This window comes from Shewanella sp. DC2-4 (genome assembly GCF_013248875.1).
Lineage (GTDB): Bacteria > Pseudomonadota > Gammaproteobacteria > Enterobacterales > Shewanellaceae > Shewanella > Shewanella oncorhynchi.
The window spans coordinates 3025894-3046823 of sequence record NZ_JABRVR010000002.1 but is presented as its reverse complement, the minus strand read 5'-3'; the positions used below and the strand labels follow the sequence as shown (position 1 = coordinate 3046823).

The window sequence follows — 20930 nt, the reverse complement described above, 5'->3', positions numbered from 1 at the left end:
GTTAGTGTACACACTTTCAATTGTGGTGGCTAACAAGTAACATAAGTCTCTTCATTTTATGATCATGGCCTTAGGAGTCCCTGCCGAGATGGCTGATTTAGACCAAGTATTAGCAGAAATTAGACGTGGTACCGATGAGATTTTACTCGAAGCGGATCTGCTGGAAAAACTCAAAGAAGGACGTCCACTCCGTATTAAGTTAGGCGCTGACCCTACCGCTCCGGATATCCATCTTGGACACACTGTAATCTTGAATAAATTAAGATTATTCCAAGAGTTAGGTCATGAAGTCATTTTTTTGATTGGTGACTTTACTGGTATGGTGGGGGACCCAAGTGGTAAAAATAGCACACGTCCGCCGCTCACCCGTGAACAAGTTTTAGCGAACGCGGAAACCTATAAAGAACAGGTTTACAAGATCCTCGATCCTGCTAAGACTCGTATCGAATTCAACTCAAGCTGGTTAGAGCCATTGGGCGCCGCTGGTATGATCCGTCTCGCGTCTAAGCAAACTGTGGCTCGTATGATGGAGCGTGATGACTTTAAGAAGCGTTATGCCTCGGGTCAGTCGATTGCGATTCATGAGTTTATGTATCCTTTACTTCAGGGCTATGACTCAGTTGCGCTGCAGGCCGATGTTGAGTTGGGTGGTACAGATCAAAAGTTCAACCTGTTAATGGGCCGTGAACTGCAAAAAGCCGAAGGCCAAAAGCCACAAGCTGTGATCATGATGCCGCTGCTCGAAGGTTTAGACGGCGTGAAGAAAATGTCTAAATCGGCGCATAACTATATTGGCGTGAGCGAACCTGCCAACGAAATGTTTGGCAAGCTGATGTCAATTTCGGATGACTTGATGTGGCGCTACTTTGAACTACTGTCATTCCGCCCACTGGCTGAAATTGAACAGTTTAAGCAAGATGTGGCGAATGGGTCTAACCCACGTGACATTAAAATCGCCTTAGCTAAGGAAATTATCACACGTTTCCACGATGCAGCGTCTGCCGAAAGTGCGCATCAAGCCTTTGTCGATCGTTCTAAGGGCATGATCCCCGATGATATCGAAGAAATTGAGTTAGTTGCGGGTGAAGGTATTGCGATTGCCAATCTGTTGAAAGACGCAGACTTAGTGTCGTCGACTTCAGAGGCGATGCGGATGATCAAGCAAGGCGCGGTGAAGATGGACGGCGAAAAGCTAGAAGATAGCCGTATGACTTTGTTCGCGGGTACTGTTGCTGTATTCCAAGTCGGTAAACGTAAGTTTGCCAAAGTGACTTTGGTATAGTGACGTTGGTTTAGTTAGGTTTACGCTACAGTAAGTTTAAACGAACAAAAAGAGCGCCTTAGGGCGCTCTTTGTTTTTGAATCTTTTCACAAAACAAGATTAAGGCGCTGTGTTGGCCTCATGCTCGGCGATATTACATCTGTCGGTGCCAAAGTGTTGCCCGCCACTGCATTTCCATGCCAATTGGGCCGAACTTACCTGCCAAAGTTTAGCGTTTTGTTTCAGTGAGATAATCAACAGCATCTGTGGATGCTGCTTGGAAAGTTCGCTCACTTGATAGGTCAAAATGCCATCTTTATTGGTTTGAGTTCGCACTAAAGTAAATTTGTTGCCTGCATATTGGCTGCTGATTTTATTGGGATCTTCCGACCAAGGCTGATGTTGCGCCTGAGCGGTACGTAGTTGTTGATTAAAATGACTTACAGGCTGAACGGCGTAGGAAACGATAATGGGCTGTAAAGCCTGTGCTTTGGGGGCCAGTATTAAGCCATTAAGGGCGAGAAGGGCTATCAATCCAAAAAACTTCATACAAACCTCATTGAAACGAAACGGCTCAGTCAATTTTTCAAAGGTGAAATACGCAGTGGTATTGACTCATTGTTAGTTTCGACTCGTTTTTAGGGATCAAGTTTCAAAGACGGATAAATTTTGTGACTACTGCATCGCTAATTGGTCTGACATGGTCTGGTAATCGATTAGGTCGACATGTTCCGTTACTCTGCGATTGAGCATGTCGATCTTAAGGCTTGTCACACCAGGTATCGCAACATCGATGATTTTCCCCGGTTTGCCAAATTGTTCACCTGGACCCTTGAAATGATAGTTACCTATCATCACTACTAAAGAGCCTGCGTTATACATATGTTCTATGTTGAAGTTGTACTCGAGCACGCCCTCGTGGGCGCGCTCAAGGAAGTCGATGATGAAGCGGCCGCCAGTGTATTTACGGTTGGCGGTTTTGTCGAAGAAGACGCTTTCGCGGTTATAGAATTTTCGCAGTGTCTTATAGTCGTGTTCAGTCAGCGCATTCATATATTTTACGGCTAGCTGCTGTTCTTGTGGCATTTCACCTGAGTTGGCTTGCGCCGCTGCAGGATTGAGGGCTGGAACAAAAATGAGGCACAAAATAAAACACAATATTCGCAAACTATTCCCTCTTGGTCTTGAGATCAAAGGCCGGTAATGAAAGATGCCACTTGATGGCACTTAAGCGGATTAACAGGGCACTGGCCATCGCCAGAAACAGCGCCATTTTTTCGCCCATACCGTAGGCTAAGCTCATGGTATAGCCGATACCACCTATGATCGAAGCTGTGGCATAGACTTCTGTGCGTAAGACCATAGGAACTTGTCTACACAGTAAGTCTCGAATAATGCCTCCTCCCACGCCAGTGATCAAGCCCATTACGACGGCAATCATCCCACTCAAGCCCATATTGAGGGCCTTTTCAGCACCTATCACGGTAAAGAGGGCCAATCCAAAGGCATCTGCGACGGGTAAAATATACTCGGGTACCTTACGAGGGCGACGGACTAATAGCAAACAGACGAGCACGGTCGCGAGGATCACTATGATGTAATTCGGGTCGCGGATCCAGAACACTGGCGTTGCACCAATTAAGGCATCACGAATACTGCCACCACCGACAGCGGTAACCGAGGCGAGCACGATAACGCCAAAGGGGTCCATTCTATGGCGTCCAGCGGCAAGTGCGCCGGATAATGCAAATACAGCGGTACCCCATAAATCAAAAAAGTAGATCCACTGGCTCATTTACTCATCTCTTTGATATGGATATTTAATGCGTCAACAGAGATGCGGATTTCAATCACAGATAAAATCAGTGAATAGAGCAAGAGCAGTAGGCTAGCGCCAAAAATCACTGAGCCGGTTTTATTAAAGCCTATATAGATAAAAATCATACACAGTACGCATAGGGCAAAGCTTGACACGCCTGCTTCCTGCATTCGACGAATGATAGTAATACGCTGGCTCAGGTTCTTAATTTGATCTTTATGTACGGGTTTTTCACCATTGCTTAAATTTCGGATTAATGCGGCTAAGGCAAAAAAACGATTGGTATAAGCTAATAATAACAATGAGATAGCAGGAAATAACAACGCAGGTGTTGTTAATGAAACATGCATGTTTTCGAGCAAGATGGTCAGCCTTTAACTTCACGTTGAGATAATGCGGCATCATATCACAGGCTTTGTAACCAACGTAAACTTGCCCATAACAAGGGCAGTATAATGATAAAGCTAAACCAGATAGCACAGGCACGTGAGGTCAGCTTAATTGCAGGCGTGATGTCATCACAGGTTGGCTGCGGACCGTAGCACAATTTATCCACATTGATACGCACGCCAGCAAACTTCTGTGGTCCACCGAGCTCGATTCTCAAAATACTGGCCACGAGATTCACACTGAGAACATAACCTCGAATAGCGTGATGATTTTTAGGGGCTCTAAAAAGTTTTGCAAACGCCTTAGGCCCGCCTTGAATGGCGAGCGACAGGCTCCACAACCAAGCCGGAATCGCCAGCAAGATAATCGATACACCATTCACAGTACTGCAGAAATGTTGATACTTTGGTTGAATGGGCGGCCAGCTCAATTCGAGTTGTTTGAGCATTCGCACAGCTAGCACTAGCGGTGCTCCAGCAATAGCGAAAAAGAAAATGGTCGATGCTGTGCCGTAAATAGGCGCTGTGGCGAGTTTTTCTATGGTGGCTTTGGCTAGGCCGATTTCCGACAAACTATCGGTATCGCGCACTACCCAAGGCTGTAAAAGCTTTTTTGCGCTGGCATTGTCTCCACGTTTTAAGGCTTTAGCGATTTCATCGGCGACTTGGCTAAACCCTGCATCGGTTAAGCATAGATAAAGCACCAAAAATTCGAAAAACCATGGAAAGGCGGCCAGTTCGAGCAAAAAGGTGATAATGGCCCAAAACGGAAACAGTAACAGCATCATAGCTAAAAAGCCTGCTGTGGCTTGTTGGCTTGGAGAGCGTTCTGGGCGATTTACCTTGGCGGCGAGTTGCTTAGCTAAATGGCCAAACCAAATAAGCGGCTGCATTTCCCGTGGTAATGGCGCTAACCGCGCCAATAACAAAGCAAAAAAAAGTACCAAAAAGCCTTCAAACAAAGCGCCATCTATCTCGACAAGTTGTTGATAAAAAGAGGTGTGCATTCGGTACTTTCCACTTAAGTGATTATTTTATTGCGCTAGGATTCAGTTGCTCAAGCAGCAACATCACCATCAGAGCCGAGTGATAACCCGCTTTGACAATATAAGAGTCGAAATCCACTGGCGAGTCATTGTTGGCGTTATCCGATAAAGAGCGGATCACCACAAATGGCACTCCAAACTGATGACAAACTTGAGCGATTGCCGCGCCTTCCATCTCACAGGCAGCCATAGTCGGGAAGTTTTTGAGCATGGCTTGGGTGCGAACAGGATCGCAAATAAAGCTGTCGCCAGTACAAATCAAACCTTCAATCGCTTTGACTTCACCCAGTTGAGCAATCGCTTTGTTGGCTGCTTCAACTAAATGTGCGGCAGGAATAAACGCAGCAGGTTGCTGCGCCATTTGGCCAATTTCATAACCAAAGGCGGTGACATCCACATCATGGTGACGCACTTCAGAAGAAATCACGATATCGCCAATGGCCAGCGAATCCACAAAACCACCGGCAGAACCAGTATTGATCACCGCATCCGGCGCATATTTTTCGATGAGTAGCGTGGTCGCAATACTTGCGGCGACTTTACCTATGCCTGAGCGAGTCACTACTACGTCTTTACCCGCGAGAGTACCAGCAATAAATTCAATACCAGCAATGGTTTGCGATGTCGCATTTGTCATGGCGGCGATCAGGTGAGCGACTTCTGGCTCCATTGCGCCAATAATTCCAATTTTCATGGGAGACCTTTTTGATTCAACACTTAAAGAGTGGGACACGGGAATGCTGGCTAATATACCACACAGTTTTATGCAGTCGTTATGGCGAGATTGGGATTGCTTGATAATCGCGGGGTAAAACGCGGGAGGGTTAACGAAAAAAGTGCGCTCCTAAGATGCACGCTTTCATCTATCTATTTTATCCATCAACCGATTGCGATAAGTCACTAGCCAATGGCTGAACTCGTTTGCACGAGTCCAGCCATTGGAGTGCTTGTTAAAATGACAAGGGTAAAATGTTTTTTACCTGTAAAACAAACACGTTGGCGCTTAATCTATAGCGCTTAGTCTAAGTAATTAAGAATACCTTGGGCGGCATCGCGACCTTCGGCAATGGCTGTCACGACTAAGTCAGAACCACGCACCATATCACCACCGGCAAACACCTTCGGGTTGGTGGTTTGGAATGGGTTTTCATCTAACTTACTCGCTTTGACTCGGCCCCATTGATCGAGCTCGATACCGTGTTCGGCAAACCAAGGTGCTGGGCTAGGTTGGAAACCAAAGGCGATAATAATGGCATCGGCTTCGAGCAATTGTTCGCTACCAGTAATCGCTTCGGCGCGTTGACGACCGCTTGCATCGGCCTTGCCCATGGCTGTTTCGACGCATTCAATGCCGATCACTTTGCCATTTTGGGTTTTAATCGCCACAGGTTGACGGTTAAACAGGAAGTTAACGCCTTCCTCCCGCGCATTTTGCACTTCACGACGTGAGCCTGGCATGTTGGCCTCGTCCCGGCGGTAAGCACAGACTACGCTGCTGGCACCTTGTCTGACGGCTGTGCGCACACAATCCATCGCAGTATCACCACCGCCTAATACCACCACACGTTTACCTTCAAGGTTCAGGTAGGGCGTTTCAGTATTCTGGGTGCCCATTAAATGATGGGTGTTACCAATCAAATAGGGCAGGGCTTGGTATACGCCTTGGGCATCTTCACCCTCAAGGCCTGCTTTCATCGCGGTATAGGTGCCCATACCGAGGAAGACGGCATCGTATTCTTCGAGCAGTTTAGTAAATGGGATGTCCTTACCGACAGTGACACCGAGTTTGAACTCAATGCCCATGCCTTCTAATACACTGCGACGGGTCGCCATAACGGCTTTGTCGAGTTTAAAAGACGGAATACCGTAGGTGAGTAGACCACCAATTTGTGGATATTTATCAAAGACCACAGCTTTAACACCGTTGCGAGACAGAATATCCGCGCAGCCTAAACCCGCAGGACCCGCACCGACAATCGCCACTCGTTCAGGGCGTGGCGTGACCTTGCTCATATCGGGGCGCCAGCCTTGGGCGATCGCTGTGTCGGTAATGTATTTTTCGACATTACCGATAGTGACAGCGCCAAAGTCGTCGTTCAGAGTACAAGCACCTTCACAGAGTCTGTCTTGTGGACAAACACGGCCGCAGATTTCGGGCAGAGTGTTGGTCTCATGTACTAAATCTGCCGCTTCCATGATGCGACCTTGTTCCGCTAGCTTGAGCCAGTTAGGAATATAATTGTGTAGCGGGCACTTCCACTCACAATAAGGATTGCCGCAATCTAAACAGCGGTCCGCTTGCTCAGCCACTTGAGGCTGAGCAAAAGGCTGATAGATCTCAATAAACTGAGTCGCACGTTTAGCCGCAGGGTGTTTAGCGGGGTCTTTACGACCCACTTCAATAAATTGAAAATCGTTACTCATGCGCCATTACCCCGCTTTTACAACTAATTCTGGGCTCGATTTCTCTAATTTGAGCAGATCGGCCACGGCAATATTTTTAGGTTTTACTAATACGAAGCAATCTAACCAGTTACCAAAATCACTTAAGATCATCTTGGCATGTTCGCTGCCCGTTTCGGCCACGTGGGCTTCAATCAGACCTTTTAAATGTTGTTGATGAATAGGTGATTCGAGTTTTTGAGTATCGACAAGCTCAGTATTCACACGGCGATTGAAGCGGCCGAATTGATCGAACACATAGGCAAAACCGCCTGTCATCCCAGCGCCGAAGTTCACCCCTGTTTTGCCAAGGACAACCACAATGCCGCTGGTCATGTATTCGCAGCCGTTATCGCCAAGCCCTTCAACCACAGCAATCGCCCCAGAGTTACGGACTGCAAAACGCTCGCCTGCTTGACCTGCGGCGAAGAACTTGCCGCCCGTCGCGCCGTAAAGACACGTGTTACCGACAATGGCGCTACGCTCACTTTGGAACGGGCTGCCAATTGGCGGGTAGATGACGATTTGGCCGCCAGACATGCCTTTACCCACATAGTCGTTGGCATCGCCGCAGAGTTTTAACTCAAGGCCAGGACTGTTCCACACGCCAAAGCTTTGGCCGGCACTGCCGTTAAAGCTCAGTTTGACCGGTGCTTTGGTGCCTTTGACGCCGAGTGTGCTTGCGATATAGCCTGACAACGTCGCGCCAACGGAACGGTCTGTGTTGTTGATGCTGTAAGCGGCATCGAAACTCTCGCACTTATCGACAGCGCTTTGGCATTCGTTTAATAAATGCTGGTTAAGCAGCCCTAAATCGGCCGGTGGATTGGTTTCTTGCCAAGTGCGTGACGAGGTTGCAGGCACCTTGGGTTGATACAAAATCGGTGACAGATCTAAGCCTTGTTGCTTCGCGGTTTGGCCTTCGAGGGCATATAACCATTCACTGCGACCGACTAAGTCTTCAAACTTGCTCACCCCTAAGGTCGCCATCCATTCACGTACTTCCTGTGCAACAAACTCAAAGTAAGTCATCACTCGCTCTGGCAGACCATGGTAATGGTTGTCACGCAGGTTTTTATCTTGCGTTGCTACGCCAGTCGCACAGTTGTTCAAGTGGCAAATACGCAGGTATTTACAACCTAGGGCGATCATAGGCACAGTACCAAAACCAAAGCTTTCGGCGCCTAATAACGCGGCTTTAATCACATCGGTACCGGTTTTTAAGCCGCCATCGACCTGCAGGCGAATTTTATGACGTAGACCATTTTCCACTAGCGATTGATGCACTTCGGCTAACCCTAGCTCCCATGGACTGCCCGCATATTTCACTGAGGTAATTGGGCTAGCACCTGTGCCGCCGTCATACCCTGAAATCGTGATCATGTCCGCATAGGCTTTGGCCACGCCGGTGGCGATAGTGCCCACACCGGGTTCTGACACAAGTTTCACTGAAATCAGCGCTTTAGTATTGATTTGCTTCAAGTCGAAAATCAGCTGGGCTAAATCTTCGATAGAGTAAATATCGTGGTGCGGCGGCGGTGAAATCAAGGTCACACCAGGACGTGCATGACGCAGTCCGGCGATTTCAACACTCACTTTATGGCCGGGTAACTGACCACCTTCACCGGGTTTTGCCCCTTGGGCGACTTTAATCTGCAACACATCGGCATTAACTAGATAATGCGCCGTGACGCCAAAGCGTGCCGAGGCAATCTGTTTAATTGCTGAGTTGCGTTCAGTATTAAAGCGGCGTGCATCCTCACCACCTTCACCTGAGTTCGAGCGGCCACCTAAGCGGTTCATCGCGATAGCCAGTGCTTCATGGGCTTCAGGGCTCAAGGCGCCGATACTCATGGCGGCGCTGTCAAAACGTGAATATAGATTTGATGCCGCTTCTACATCGGCGACATCAATCGATGTTTGCGCGCCCTTAATACCGATTAAGTCACGCAGTGTGGCCACGGGACGATTGTCGACGAGTTCGGCGAATTTTTTATAGCTCGCGAAGTCTTTGTCAATCAATGACGCTTGCAAGGTGTTGACCACATCAGGGTTGAAGCAGTGATACTCGCCGCCCTCAACGTATTTCAGCAGGCCACCTTGCGGTAATGGCACATGGGCACGGTAGGCCGCTTTGTGCAGAATAGCTTGGTCTTGGGCGATGTCTGCAAAGCCTGCACCCTCGATGCGACTAATTACGCCTTTAAAACACAGTTCGATCACTTCGCTGGCAATGCCTATGGCTTCAAATTGTTGGCTGCAACGATAGGAGCCGACAGTGCTGATGCCCATTTTGGACATGATCTTACGCAAGCCTTTTTCGATGCCGTAGCGGAAGTTCAACATCAATGCCGTGGTATCGGTTAAGTCATGGCGTTTTGCCAGTTCGGAAATTGACTCATACACTAAATACGGATAAATCGCCGTGGCACCAAAGCCAAGCAATACAGCAAAGTGATGCGGATCTCGCGCCGATGCGGTTTCAACAATAATGTTGGTGTCGCAGCGCAGGCTCTTATTCACCAGCATTTGTTGCACAGAACCGACCGCCATGGCCGCGGGGATCACTTGCGCCGTTTTACCTATGGCTCTATCCGAAAGGATCAACAAAGTCGTGCCGCTGCGGGCTAAACGCTCGGCTTCGGCTGTGATACGGCGAATGGCACTTTCTAAGCCTTCCTGTGGTTCGTAATTTAAATCGACAATATTGGCGCGATAGTAAGTGCTATCTAATCCCAGTAACTGGTTAAAATCACTGAATAATAAAATAGGTGAATTGAACATTACCCGGTAAGCATGCCCAGTCGTTTCATTGAAGAGGTTCTGTTCACGGCCAATACAAGTGGTCAACGACATGACGTGCTTTTCACGTAAGGGGTCGATAGGTGGATTCGTTACTTGAGCAAATTTCTGCCTAAAATAGTCATACAGTGAACGTGACTTTTTCGACAATACCGCCATAGGTGTGTCGTCGCCCATGGAGCCTGTGGCTTCTTCACCTTGCTTCGCCAATACCCAAATGACTTGTTCTAATTCCTCACGGGTATAGCCAAATTGTTTTTGGTATTGCAGCAATAGTTCAGGGCTTAACTCGCTGGCACCGTGCTGCTCTGAGGCTAAATCTTCCGCTGGCGTTAAAGTACGGCTGTTTTTCGCCATCCACTCTTTGTAAGGGTGGCGGCGTTTAAGATCGTTATCAATTTCAAAAGATTGGTACAGGCGGCCGTTCAAGGTATCTAATACCAGCAATTCGCCAGGCCCAACACGGCCTTTTTCAATCACTTCATCGGCGGCGTAATCCCAAATTCCGACTTCGGAAGCTAAGGTCAAAATACGATCTTTTGTGATCACATAACGCGATGGACGCAGACCGTTACGGTCTACGGCGCAGGCGGCATGGCGACCGTTGGTCATCACAATACCAGCCGGACCATCCCAAGGCTCCATGTGCATAGAGTTAAAGTCGTAGAAGGCTTTTAATTCGTCATCCATTTCTGGATTACTTTGCCAAGCAGGCGGGATCAATAGACGCATGGCACGGTATAAGTCCATGCCACCAGATAACAGCATTTCCAGCATGTTATCTAAAGATGAAGAGTCTGAGCCTGTTTCATTCACAAAGGGAGCGGCCTGCTGCAAATCTGGCAGTAGCGGCGAATTAAACTTATAGGCACGGGCGCGGGCCCATTGACGGTTACCCGTAATCGTATTGATTTCGCCGTTATGGGCTAAATATCTAAACGGCTGAGCTAATGGCCATTTAGGAGAAGTATTTGTTGAGAAACGCTGATGGAATAGGCAGATAGAGCTTTTTAAGCGAATGTCCGCGAGATCGGGATAAAACGCGGGCAAGTCTACAGGCATCATCAGACCTTTATAGACGATAACTTGGCCTGACAAACTCGCGACATAGAAGTCTTTGTCGTCGATGATCTGCTGCTCTAGGCGGCGACGCGCCATATAAAGGCGACGTTCCAAGTCTTTTTCACGCCAGCCAATGGGGGCGTTGATCAGCACTTGATAGATTTGTGGCAGGCTAGCCTTGCCAATTTCACCTAACACATCGGGATTGACAGGCACCTTGCGCCAGCCTGCAATACTTAAGGTTTCACGCTCGAGTTCGCGCTCAAGAATAAACTTGGCTTGGTCAGCCAGTTCATCATCTCGACTTAAAAACAGCATACCTACGGCAAATTTTCTGCTCAAATGCCAATCATTTTCCGCGGCAATCGCTTCAAAAAATTGCACGGGTAATTGCATTAATAAACCACAGCCGTCGCCAGTGCGACCGTCGGAGGCAATGCCCCCTCGGTGCTTCATGCGATCTAGACCATGGATTGCCGTGCGCACTATACGGTGGCTGGCTTCGCCATCCATCTGTGCTATCAACCCAAAACCACAATTGTCCCGCTCAAAACTGGGATGATATAAGCTCATACAAAAACCTCCCTAGACCTCAACTGATTACTACTCGGGGAGAAAATGTAAAGACTTTCTATAGATATGCACCCGAACCACCCAAATTAGCCTGAGATTCAATAAAGGTCAAACCAAAAATTTGCATAAAACATGGGTATTAATTCATGTTTCATACACAAATCACAATTGCCTTACGTTAACGTCAACAGTAAAATGTGCCGTATAACATTATGAATAAAAAGAATTTTAAAAACTATCAAACTCAATATTTACCAAGGTGTAACATGCTGATGGGATTGTTTTTGATTTAGAAATAGTGATTTTTATTGCAAACACAGTAAATAGATAAAAAATTAAAATTGTTGAATTGTTATTCATTTTTGATGTGAGCAAGATCTCAGCGGTAAGCTGGCTAATTTGAGGATGCGCACATTTATGATAATAACGGTATGAGTCAGGCGGGAATTTGATGTAGCGCCAAGAAAACTCTCGCTACCTTATTTACACTAAGCTTTTTCTTCTATTTGTTCACGTATTTTCTTTTCTATTTGTGATTTTATCTTGGTTATTCTCAATGAAGCGATATGAAATTTGGTGGGTGCTCTGATGGGGCTTGATGCATATGTGAACACCTTTGGTGCCGTTTGTAAGGCGCGATATGGCACCCGACTGCGAAAACTCACTATAGATGCCAAGTTTACTTGCCCTAACCGTGACGGCACTTTAGGGCGCGGAGGTTGTACTTTCTGTAATGTGGCGTCATTTAGCCATCAAACCGCCGAACTATTGAGTATTACTGAGCAACTCGAACAGGGTAAGAGCCGCTATCGTGAGGCGAAGCCTCAGGCACAAGCCGATAAATTTATTGCTTATTTTCAAGCTTACACTAGCACTTATGATGAATATCAAGTGTTAATGGCTAAGTACGATGAAGCGGTTAAAGATGGCGAGATAGTCGGTTTATGTGTTGGAACTCGCCCCGATTGTGTGCCGAATAATGTACTGGATTTACTGGCGCGTTATCAGGCAAATGGTGTCGATGTGTGGTTAGAACTCGGGTTGCAAACAGCCAAAGATGAAACACTGCGTAGAATTAACCGTGGCCATGATTTCGCCTGTTATTGTGACACTGTGTCTAGGGCGAGAGCTCGCGGTCTTAAGGTGTGCACTCATCTCATTCTTGGTTTACCCGATGAAACCCATAGCGATTATATGGCGACTTTAGCTGCTGTATTGCAGCATGGCGTTGATGGCTTGAAGCTACATCCTTTGCATATCGTCGAAGGTAGCACTATGGCTAAGTCGTGGCGAAGTGGGCGCTTACCTTTATTGAGTCTTGAGGATTATGCCCACAGTGTCGGCGAGATGATCCGCCATACCCCCCTAGACGTGATTTTTCACCGTGTCACCGCTTATGCGAAAAAGCCTATGCTATTAGCACCCGATTGGTGTGCCTATCGTTGGGATGGATTGGTGGCGATTGTGGATAATTTGCAGCATTATGGTGGACAAGGGCACGCATTAGCGCAACGATAGAGGCAAGTTAGTGGGATAAATTTACTCCCTAAATGTTATGTCGTCGCTATTATTTCGTAAGCGTTTATTTACGACTATTAGTTTGTTTTTTTGTTAATTTTAATCTGAATTAGACCATGAATATCGCTATAAGTTGCACTGACAATTTTAGTGGGTATCATGTGATAAATTCGTTTTAAGCATTGAACCACTTAAGGGAGGCCTTATGGCCACAGTTGAATTAGAAGCAATCCTAGATCTCAATACTCTCGAACAGTACTGCAGCGCCATTGGTGCCGGTACCTTACTCAAGAGTGTGGTGTTATTTGAGCAGTTAATGCCTGAATATGTTGGAAATCTAGTGAAAGCTAACGACGCAGCAGACAAAGATACCTTATGTTCAGAAGCACATAAATTTAAAGGTGCTGCAGGTTCTGTGGGGTTAAAACGTATTCAGCAGATCGCCCAGTTATTACAGCATGGCGAAGAAGCAAGATGGGATGCTGAACATGGCTCTTGGGTTGCTGACATCGTTGAACACGCGAGTGCAGATTTACAACAGTTAAAGTTATTCCTCCAAGCCAAAGCATAAAATATTACTTGCTAAGGTAAGTTAAGGCGCAGCGATAATGTCTATTGTTGCGCTCAATTGAGTGAATCTTGCATTGGTTTTACGATTAAGTTTATTGTTTTCGACATTTTCTTGTTAGCGCTTTTCCCATCTTATTTTGTTACTCCCACTTAAGTTTTACGGCGAACCGATTGAATATCGATTCGGGTCACAATCCTGATATCTTATGCCGCGTTATTGCTCATCACTTATGCTAAAGTAGATTTAATTTCTTAATTCATAACCTTCATGGCAATCGAGAAAATGAAAAGTTTACCTAGCTTAAAAAACTTATTCTATTTGGTGAATCTCCATCAAGAGCAGAATTTTAACCGCGCCGCTAAGGTGTGTTTCGTCAGTCAATCAACACTTTCAAGTGGGATCCAAAACCTAGAAGAGCAGTTAGGGCATCAGTTGATTGAGCGAGACCATAAGTCATTTATGTTTACCGCCATTGGTGAAGAAGTGGTGCAGCGCGCCCGTAAAATTCTCACTGATGTGGATGATTTGGTGGAATTAGTGAAAAATCAAGGTGAGCCGATGACGGGGGATATTCGCTTAGGCTGTATTCCAACCATAGCGCCTTTCCTATTGAGTCGTGTGATCCGCCAGTGTCAGCAATCTTATCCGGCGATGAGTTTATTATTGAAGGAAGATACCACTGAGCGTTTGTTAGATGCTTTGGGGAAAGGAGAGCTGGACTTATTAATCCTAGCGCTACCCGTTGATACTAGCGGTTACCACAGCATGAAAGTGGGCATAGATCCTTTCAAAATGGTGGCCCACAAAGATTTAGCGGGTGGCATACATCAACCTATTGATTATCAAACTCTGCCGGACGAGAGTATTTTTCTTCTGCAAAGTGAGCATTGCATCACAGGCCATGCTATTACTGCATGTCAGCTAGGTGATAGTGCGAAAGTCAATCCGTTTGCCGCCACCAGTTTGCATACTTTAGTGCAGATGGTGAACAGTAAACTGGGCACCACGTTTCTTCCGCAAATGGCCATTGACGCGGGTATTTTGAATGACACAGATTTAGTGGTGATGACGCCACCGGGTGAGGCACCTTACCGTGATATCGGCCTTGTCTGGCGTCAAACCACCAGTCGGATCTTAACTTTCCGCACTTTAGGTTTAATGATCCAAAAATTATTAGCTAAGGACGAGGAATAAACTGACTGTAACTGCAAAGCATTAATTCAAGCTAAAGCTTAAAGTCGATTACAAATCAGAGCGGGGAAACGCCAAACACTTCAATTGAGTGTTGTTTCCCTTTGAGTTTGACTGGGCCTAGATTTGATAGGTGATACTGAGTGTTGGGGTTATCTAAACGTCCTGCGAGTGCGCCTGAAATCAACATGCGCTGTCCTAGTGGATTACATTGATCTTGCAGTCTTGCTAAGGTATTGAGCACGTCACTAAAGAAACTAATTTCTTGTTTCTGTACACCAACAACTGCAGCGACGACTTGGCCACAATGGGCCGCCGCTTTAAATTTCGGCACAAAGCCATAATGCTCTTCAAAGTAGCGGCGTTGCCAGTTCAGTTGTTGGCTAAATTCAAAATAAATATTCATGCAGCGGTCGTGAACTATCCCTTCTTCTAATGGCCAGTGAAGCAGCACTGCATCTCCCATATAGCGGTAGATTTCAGCTTCGTTATTGGACACTGTATCTGAAAGTAAACTAAAGCTGTCTTGGATCAATCGACTAAAGCGGTAATCGCCAAGTGATTCGGCATGTGTGGTTGAGGCGACCATGTCTAAATAGAGGAATAAGCGCTGCTCGTATCTTGGCTTGTGGTATTTACCAAGGCCTATGTTGAGTAAAATACGCGGCCCGACTAATAATGCCATTTGCTCGACAAAAGCTAAGCTGACTCGTACAACGACCAAATATACGATCAATGCTTGGAATGAAGGACTATAGAGAATGTGCGCCGTCAGCATTTGTCTGAGGGTCGACATGTGATTTTCGATGGCCCACATATTTAAAAACTGAGTCATGTAAGCTAACGTCGTAGCACCCAGTAATAAAAACAAGCCCTTAAAGATGACTGAAAACACATAGGGGAGGCGATTGATTGCACTGAAATCGGCAATGACGTTCGACATCCAATGTAAGCTGCCGAAAATAATCCCCATGTAGATAGCAAGTGTTGCGAGATCAGCCGAACTTACCGCCCATTGGGGCAGCTCTGGTGATTGGGCATATCGAAAAAACACGAATGCAGCCATGGCAATCGCCCAAGCTAAAATCGCAAAAAGGAGTTTTTTCGCTTGTCTACGTGCTCTCACTGCTTGATTGGTATCCGAATACGGCTGTGATTTCAGGATGCCGTAGTTTATAGAAAAGAGTCACCTTAGTGCCAGTGAAATTTGTGATCTGGATCAATCCAAGTCCATATCGTTACTAAAAATTAACCAAATACCTTATTAAGTATCATAGCAGTGAAACTGGTCTTTAAATAAAAACCCCTAGGGTTAGTCATTTTGAGGCTACCATCTTCGGCAATGCTTTGTGTTAACGCCTTACTATTCGCGGCCTTAGGTCGCAATTGCAGCACTTCGCCGTGACGCGCTGTAAGCCTCTCTACTTTTCCGAGGGCGATAAGCTCCATGATCTCTTCCCAATCCTGTTGCAGTAATTGCAACTCGTGCGGATCTGGTTCCCACAATATTGGTGTACCTATACGGCGCTCACCCACAGGAATATGCCTCTCTCCTTCAACGGGTACCCAAAGTACTCGCTGTAACTTATGGCAGACTAAGCTGTTTTGCCAGGTTAATCCTTGGATATTCGATAGCGGCGCCACGCAGACATAAGTGGTCTCCAGTGGTCGCCCCTGTGTATCAATGGGGATAGTTTTAAGCTCGACCCCTAAATGCAGAAAATCTTGCTCAGGTTTAGAACCCGCCGTTGCGCCTAATTCCATTTCGATTAATTGACCGACCCAACCTTTATCGCGTTTAAGATCCTTGGGGACACGAATGCTTCTTTGGCTTGCTATCTGCGCCAAACTCACGCCCGCCATCATGTTGGCACGTTCGAGTAGTTCAGATAGATTTTCGGGGGGGATAATTCGATTCATGGTTGGATTTTACTTAAAAATAACCGCTTAGCAATGGCGGTTAAAAAACGAGCACTACAGGGGGAGTGAACTTGTACCGAATGTTTTTATTCTAAGTAACTGATTTTAAATTTTATATCCGTGTTAACCCCCGTTTTGCAAAAAAGTGTTCAAAGTTACTCTCTGCTTTCCCTTGCGTTCCCCACATACTTATCCACAGATATTATGGATAACTCAGGAAAGTGAGCCTCTTAACCTAATAAAAATCCTAAGTCAATGCGAATAAAGTGCATTTATTCTGGCTTTTGTGGACAGTTGTGGACACTATTTGTGTATAAAGTTGAGTAATATCGCGAGAATGATAGAAATACTTCTTGCTGGTCAAATAATGAGCTTTATTGGTTTTTTAGTCTAAAATAAATCATGATTAATGTGCAAGTTTATGAATTTGTTTGCTATTAAGTTTTAACGCTAAATTTTAAAAACGATGGTAAATAGATGTTTTTTGAACGTTATAACAAGTTCACCTGAGTTTCAAACAGAGATATCCACAGAAAATGTGGATATCCCCGGATTCCATCCCCTAGCATTGTTGATAAATGTCTTTTAAGTCAGATGTTATCCAAAGCTTAGGATAAAATAGAGGTTTGCTGAGAGACTAGCTTTATGAAACAATCAGTTTATTAAAATTTAATGTGATTTGGAGTCCATGTGATTGATAGCGACGGCTTTCGCGCAAATGTGGGCATTATAATTTGTAACAGATATGGCCAAGTCATGTGGGCTAGACGTTTCGGTCAACACTCATGGCAATTTCCTCAAGGTGGCGTCGATGATGGCGAGACAGCAGAAGAGGCGATGTACCGTGAGTTGTATGAAGAAGTGGGCCTAAGACCTGAACACGTGCATATATTAACCTCGACCCGTTCTTGGTTGCGCTATCGTTTGCCAAAGCGTTTAGTCAGACAAGACAGTAAACCTGTGTGTATCGGGCAAAAACAAAAGTGGTTTCTGTTACAACTGAAAAGCCAAGATAGTGCGATTAATTTGAGTTCTTCTGGGCATCCTGAATTTGACGATTGGCGCTGGGTAAGTTATTGGTATCCTGTGCGGCAAGTCGTGTCATTTAAGCGTGATGTTTATCGTAAGGTGATGAAAGAGTTTGCGGTAACGGCATTGTCATTCCAAACCCTAGAAATACCTAGGAAACGGGGAAGACAAAAAACAACGGGCTGATTTTCAAAAGAGGATTGAAAACAGTGTTAAATACGCTTAGGGATATTACTCAGGCTGTGGCATCTGCCCACAGTTTGGAAACCGCATTAGAAATCTTAGTTTCATCGACTAAAGCGGCGATGGAAACCCAATGTTGCTCCATCTATATCCTAGAAGAGCAAGAACTCGTGTTATCTGCAACCGATGGTCTTGAAAAAAGCGCCGTTGGTCGAGTACGTATGCCGCTGACTGAAGGTTTAGTTGGACTCGCTGCCCAGCGAGAAGAGGCCGTTAATTTAGCGGATGCTCGGCTTCATCCAAGGTTTAAGCTTTTTCCTGAAGTCGCCGAAGAAGAATACCGCGCTTTTTTAGCTGTACCTATTATCTACCAGAAGGCTGTGGTTGGGGTGATAGTGGTACAGCAGGCGAGTGCTCGTCAATTCAGTGAGGGCGAAGAAGCCTTCCTGATGACCCTCGCCGCCCAATTAGCGATGGCAGTGCGTGGGTTAAAACAAAAAGCACAAGTCAGCTCCCATCATCAACAAATTCTGTTTCAAGGTACTTCAGCATCAAACGGTATCGCCATTGCGTATGCCTTCGTACTTGGTGGGGAAATCCCCCTTGAACAGCCTGAGGTGCGTTCTGACGATATTGCCTATGAATCGAGTCGCTTAACCACGGCTATGGTGCGTTGTAAAGAAGCGATAGGTGCCTTATCTCAACGGTTTGATCGTGAGCAAGATGACGAAGTTGTCTCCATTTTCAATGCATTACAGTTACTGCTCGATGATGCTAGTTTAGGCGGCGAATATACCCGTGAAGTGCAATTAGGCTGGGCTGCTGAGTCGGCGGTGAGCCGAGTGTCTCTACGTTATATTCAACAGTTTTTAGCAATGGAAGACCCTTACCTTAAGGAGCGGGCTAGCGATATTCGCGACTTAGGTCAAAAAGTATTGCGCCAACTTATTGAGCCAGAACGTCTAGAGCTTGAGCCCGATAAACCTGTAATCCTCATTACCCGTGAAGCCGATGCGACTATGTTGGCTGAGTTCCCAAGGCAAAAGCTTGCGGGTATTGTCACGGAGCTTGGTGGCGTAAACTCCCATGCCGCCATTTTAGCCCGCGCCTTAGGTGTGCCTGCAATCACAGGTGTCGAGCAACTGTTATCTGCCAATATTGACCAAAAACTTCTAGTCGTAAACGCAAGCCGTGGTCAGTTATTGGTGTCGCCATCACCCGCTATTGTCGGTGAGTATCGTAGCCTTATTTCGGCACAAAAAGCCTTGCAACGCCAGTATGCCCAAGAATTAGCGCTGCCTTCTGTAACCTTAGATGGTTCACGTATTCGCTTGTATCTCAATGCGGGATTACTCAGTGGTGTGGCCTCTGAAATTGCAGAGGGCGCCGACGGTATTGGGCTTTATCGCACTGAAATTCCTTTTATGTTGCAACAGCGCTTCCCGAGTGAATCTGAGCAAGTCAAAGTCTATCAACAGGTCTTATCGGCAGCGTCCGGTCGACCTGTGGTGATGCGTACTTTAGATGTGGGAGGCGATAAACCTTTACCGTATTTCCCGATTAAAGAAGACAATCCTTTCCTTGGATGGCGCGGTATTCGCTTGTCTCTGGATCATCCTGAGCTGTTTTTGGTGCAGTTACGGGCCATGCTACAGGCTGGGGGAGACGGTAAACAGTTAAGTATTTTGCTGCCTATGGTCAGCAACTTAGATGAAATCGATCAATCCTTAGAATATTTGCAACAAGCCTATGTCGAATTAAAAAACGATGTTAACAGCGACATAGTGATGCCACGAATAGGCATTATGCTCGAAGTGCCCGCCATGCTATATCAGTTGGATGATGTGGCAAAACGAGTGGATTTTGTCTCTGTTGGTAGTAATGATTTAACCCAATATTTACTGGCTGTTGACCGTAATAACCCGCGGGTGAGCTCGTTATTTGACAGTTATCATCCTGGAATATTGCGGGCTTTGCATCAGGCGCACCTCGATTGTCGATACCATAAACTCGATATTAGTATCTGTGGAGAGTTAGCGGGCGAACCTATGGGGGCCATTTTGCTGGTGGCTATGGGATACGATCAGTTGAGTATGAATCAGGGCAGTTTAGCGCGGATCAATTATCTATTGCGTCGTGTTGCGCGGGCCGATTTAGATCAATTACTTGCTAAAGCGCTGAGCCTATCAAACGGCTTCCAAGTGCGTGAGCTGGTTAAAGAATATTTGACCCAGCAGGGTCTTGCAACAATTCTTAATTAACTAATGCTGTGTTTTGCTTTAAGCTAAGGCCCTCAATTTATCACGCTGTAGGTACTCGTGTGGATAGTTTGTTGTTGGTGTTCTTTATTTGCTTGGCTTTAGGCGCATTTGTCGGCTTTATGGCAGGATTATTAGGTATCGGTGGCGGCTTGATTGTGGTGCCTGCACTGCTTTATATTTTGCCATCGGTCGGTATTAGCTCTACTCAGCTCCCCCATATTGCAATTGCCACTTCGCTAGCAGCCATTATTCTCACCTCTATTTCGTCGGCACGTGCCCACCATAAGCGTGGCAATGTGCCTTGGAATTTATTCAAATCAATGTTACCGGGCCTGATTATAGGCGCGCTGGCTTCAGGTTTTATTGCTGAGCGTATTCCCGCTGATAAGTTACAACAAGGTTTTGCCATCTTTGTGATTTTAATGACAATTCAAATGGCTTATCCCGTTAAGGCCGAATCAAATCGTCAATTACCTAATTCAGTAGTGCTTTTTGTTGTATCGGCTTTTGTTGCGGTTTTGGCAGGTTTGACCGGGATAGGTGGCGGTATACTGATAGTGCCATTTTTGACTTTTTATGGTTTACAGATGCGTCAAGCCGTGGGCTTTTCTGCGGCGATGGGCTTCTTAATCTCTCTTTCTGGCAGTTTCGGCTATATTATTGCAGGTATGAATGCCCCTGAGTTGCCCTATGGTACCTTAGGCTATATCTATTTACCTGCATTGTTTGGTTTAGTGATCACTTCTGTCTTGATGGCGCCTGTGGGGGTAAAAGCGGCGAGCACTTGGCCAACACCTGTACTTAAAAAGATATTTGCATTGTTACTTCTATGTGTCGGCCTTAAGTTAATTCTGACCTAGTTT

The 20930-nt window shown here is 46.1% G+C and carries 17 protein-coding genes; 7 read left to right on the top strand and 10 right to left on the bottom strand.

Features of this window, described 5'->3' with window-relative positions; all coding sequences use genetic code 11:
* Window positions 1-88: 88 nt before the first annotated feature.
* The gene (tyrS, locus tag HQQ92_RS14035; RefSeq protein ID WP_173246149.1) at window positions 89-1282 is read left to right on the top strand and encodes a tyrosine--tRNA ligase; all 1194 of its coding nucleotides are present in this window, start codon (window positions 89-91) and stop codon (window positions 1280-1282) included.
* 99 nt (window positions 1283-1381) lie between these two features.
* Here tyrS and HQQ92_RS14030 read toward each other — a convergent pair whose 3' ends face one another.
* From HQQ92_RS14030 to gltB, 8 genes are all read right to left on the bottom strand, one after another.
* On the bottom strand, window positions 1382-1810 hold the full coding sequence (locus HQQ92_RS14030) for a hypothetical protein (protein ID WP_028760848.1): 429 nt from the start codon (window positions 1808-1810) through the stop codon (window positions 1382-1384).
* A 126-nt stretch (window positions 1811-1936) separates the two neighbouring features.
* A complete protein-coding gene (locus HQQ92_RS14025) occupies window positions 1937-2428 on the bottom strand; it encodes a nuclear transport factor 2 family protein (protein WP_028760847.1) in 492 nt (163 codons plus the stop codon).
* 1 nt (window position 2429) lies between these two features.
* Window positions 2430-3056, bottom strand: coding sequence for a trimeric intracellular cation channel family protein (locus tag HQQ92_RS14020; RefSeq protein WP_173246146.1), 627 nt, complete (start codon window positions 3054-3056; stop codon window positions 2430-2432).
* Entirely contained in the window at window positions 3053-3430 is a 378-nt protein-coding gene (locus HQQ92_RS14015; protein ID WP_012088590.1) for a DUF2721 domain-containing protein, read from the bottom strand. The genes HQQ92_RS14020 and HQQ92_RS14015 overlap by 4 nt, the downstream gene beginning before the upstream one ends.
* Before the next feature lie 56 nt (window positions 3431-3486).
* Window positions 3487-4476 carry a cobalamin biosynthesis protein gene (locus HQQ92_RS14010; RefSeq protein WP_028760845.1) on the bottom strand — a complete coding sequence of 330 codons (990 nt, stop codon included), beginning with the start codon at window positions 4474-4476 and terminating at the stop codon, window positions 3487-3489.
* A gap of 22 nt (window positions 4477-4498) precedes the next feature.
* On the bottom strand, window positions 4499-5209 hold the full coding sequence (locus HQQ92_RS14005) for a 5'-methylthioadenosine/adenosylhomocysteine nucleosidase (protein ID WP_173246143.1): 711 nt from the start codon (window positions 5207-5209) through the stop codon (window positions 4499-4501).
* A gap of 323 nt (window positions 5210-5532) precedes the next feature.
* Window positions 5533-6939: an FAD-dependent oxidoreductase gene (locus HQQ92_RS14000; RefSeq protein WP_173246140.1), complete on the bottom strand. Its 1407-nt coding sequence runs from the start codon at window positions 6937-6939 to the stop codon at window positions 5533-5535.
* Between the two features lie 6 nt (window positions 6940-6945).
* On the bottom strand, window positions 6946-11394 hold the full coding sequence (gene gltB, locus HQQ92_RS13995; RefSeq protein WP_173246138.1) for a glutamate synthase large subunit: 4449 nt from the start codon (window positions 11392-11394) through the stop codon (window positions 6946-6948).
* A 588-nt stretch (window positions 11395-11982) separates the two neighbouring features.
* Here gltB and HQQ92_RS13990 point away from each other — a divergent pair.
* From HQQ92_RS13990 to oxyR, 3 genes are all read left to right on the top strand, one after another.
* Window positions 11983-12912 (top strand): TIGR01212 family radical SAM protein, encoded by a 930-nt coding sequence (locus tag HQQ92_RS13990; protein WP_173246136.1) that lies wholly within the window; start codon window positions 11983-11985, stop codon window positions 12910-12912.
* A 205-nt stretch (window positions 12913-13117) separates the two neighbouring features.
* A complete protein-coding gene (locus tag HQQ92_RS13985; RefSeq protein WP_028760840.1) occupies window positions 13118-13483 on the top strand; it encodes an Hpt domain-containing protein in 366 nt (121 codons plus the stop codon).
* 282 nt (window positions 13484-13765) lie between these two features.
* Window positions 13766-14677: a hydrogen peroxide-inducible genes transcriptional activator OxyR gene (oxyR, locus tag HQQ92_RS13980; RefSeq protein WP_028760839.1), complete on the top strand. Its 912-nt coding sequence runs from the start codon at window positions 13766-13768 to the stop codon at window positions 14675-14677.
* A 55-nt stretch (window positions 14678-14732) separates the two neighbouring features.
* Here oxyR and HQQ92_RS13975 read toward each other — a convergent pair whose 3' ends face one another.
* Together HQQ92_RS13975 and mutH are read right to left on the bottom strand one after the other, a co-directional pair.
* A complete protein-coding gene (locus tag HQQ92_RS13975; protein WP_105249866.1) occupies window positions 14733-15800 on the bottom strand; it encodes an adenylate/guanylate cyclase domain-containing protein in 1068 nt (355 codons plus the stop codon).
* 122 nt (window positions 15801-15922) lie between these two features.
* Window positions 15923-16594: a DNA mismatch repair endonuclease MutH gene (gene mutH, locus HQQ92_RS13970; RefSeq protein ID WP_131523041.1), complete on the bottom strand. Its 672-nt coding sequence runs from the start codon at window positions 16592-16594 to the stop codon at window positions 15923-15925.
* Between the two features lie 690 nt (window positions 16595-17284).
* Between mutH and rppH the strand changes: the two genes are divergently transcribed.
* Genes rppH through HQQ92_RS13955 form a run of 3 tightly spaced genes read left to right on the top strand, consistent with a single transcriptional unit; the run spans window position 17285 to window position 20927 of the window.
* Window positions 17285-17809 (top strand): RNA pyrophosphohydrolase, encoded by a 525-nt coding sequence (gene rppH, locus HQQ92_RS13965; protein ID WP_006080762.1) that lies wholly within the window; start codon window positions 17285-17287, stop codon window positions 17807-17809.
* 23 nt (window positions 17810-17832) lie between these two features.
* Window positions 17833-20067, top strand: a complete 2235-nt coding sequence (ptsP, locus tag HQQ92_RS13960; protein WP_105249864.1) for a phosphoenolpyruvate--protein phosphotransferase — start codon at window positions 17833-17835, stop codon at window positions 20065-20067.
* Window positions 20068-20126: 59 nt separating this feature from the next.
* Window positions 20127-20927, top strand: a complete 801-nt coding sequence (locus HQQ92_RS13955; protein WP_113940671.1) for a sulfite exporter TauE/SafE family protein — start codon at window positions 20127-20129, stop codon at window positions 20925-20927.
* Window positions 20928-20930 lie beyond the last annotated feature (3 nt).

What these genes read in the sequence shown, in the direction of transcription:
- HQQ92_RS14030 (WP_028760848.1), bottom strand. Translation starts at nt 1,810, where the DNA reads ATGAAGTTTTTTGGATTGATAGCCCTTCTCGCCCTTAATGGCTTAATA.
- oxyR (WP_028760839.1), top strand. Translation starts at nt 13,766, where the DNA reads ATGAAAAGTTTACCTAGCTTAAAAAACTTATTCTATTTGGTGAATCTC.
- HQQ92_RS14015 (WP_012088590.1), bottom strand. Translation starts at nt 3,430, where the DNA reads ATGCATGTTTCATTAACAACACCTGCGTTGTTATTTCCTGCTATCTCA.
- HQQ92_RS14005 (WP_173246143.1), bottom strand. Translation starts at nt 5,209, where the DNA reads ATGAAAATTGGAATTATTGGCGCAATGGAGCCAGAAGTCGCTCACCTG.
- HQQ92_RS14000 (WP_173246140.1), bottom strand. Translation starts at nt 6,939, where the DNA reads ATGAGTAACGATTTTCAATTTATTGAAGTGGGTCGTAAAGACCCCGCT.
- gltB (WP_173246138.1), bottom strand. Translation starts at nt 11,394, where the DNA reads ATGAGCTTATATCATCCCAGTTTTGAGCGGGACAATTGTGGTTTTGGG.
- HQQ92_RS14010 (WP_028760845.1), bottom strand. Translation starts at nt 4,476, where the DNA reads ATGCACACCTCTTTTTATCAACAACTTGTCGAGATAGATGGCGCTTTG.
- HQQ92_RS14020 (WP_173246146.1), bottom strand. Translation starts at nt 3,056, where the DNA reads ATGAGCCAGTGGATCTACTTTTTTGATTTATGGGGTACCGCTGTATTT.
- tyrS (WP_173246149.1), top strand. Translation starts at nt 89, where the DNA reads ATGGCTGATTTAGACCAAGTATTAGCAGAAATTAGACGTGGTACCGAT.
- mutH (WP_131523041.1), bottom strand. Translation starts at nt 16,594, where the DNA reads ATGAATCGAATTATCCCCCCCGAAAATCTATCTGAACTACTCGAACGT.
- HQQ92_RS13985 (WP_028760840.1), top strand. Translation starts at nt 13,118, where the DNA reads ATGGCCACAGTTGAATTAGAAGCAATCCTAGATCTCAATACTCTCGAA.
- HQQ92_RS13990 (WP_173246136.1), top strand. Translation starts at nt 11,983, where the DNA reads ATGGGGCTTGATGCATATGTGAACACCTTTGGTGCCGTTTGTAAGGCG.